The organism is Geobacillus sp. DSP4a, assembly GCF_013096875.1.
In the GTDB taxonomy this organism is placed as follows: Bacteria; Bacillota; Bacilli; order Bacillales; family Anoxybacillaceae; genus Geobacillus; species Geobacillus thermophilus.
In genome coordinates this window covers 1-456 of the sequence record NZ_SDLD01000194.1, presented here as the reverse complement: position 1 = coordinate 456, position 456 = coordinate 1, and the positions used below count along the sequence as shown (strand labels likewise).

At 32.9% G+C, this 456-nt stretch carries 1 protein-coding gene; it reads right to left on the bottom strand.

The window, feature by feature from the left end:
- The coding region (locus ETC02_RS16950) for a BglG family transcription antiterminator (RefSeq protein WP_171698474.1) at positions 1–456 on the bottom strand (456 nt) is incomplete at both ends.

Sequence of the window (456 nt, the reverse complement as noted above, 5' to 3'; positions counted from 1 at the left end):
GTTTAAAAATCGATTACCTTGGTTTTTAATCGAGCCACCAAAGTGTAAAACTATAAAAGCAATTTCACTCTCTGGAAAAATCAAATCAGGCCAACAATCATTTAAAGCTAATCTTACATTTTCAAACAGTCTTGGATATTTGAACTTAATCATGTCTGTTAACGGATTATAGGTCTCGATATTAGCTTGCAAACGATTGATTGCAGGATTAAGGTGCAGCGTCAGTCCATCTACTAAAGTATCCAAATCTGCAAATGTCATACCTGAAATCATTTCTACTTTTTTAACAAACGCTTTAATTTTGTTTTCTTCACAACGATTATTTAATGATGTATCATTAAGATTTTTTCGTTTAGCACCACGTAAATGGATAGTAATGAAAGCAATTTCTGCCTGATTAAACGTGACGTCATATATTTGACCAAGTTTATCAGCAAGTTCGCTTGCTACTTTGTG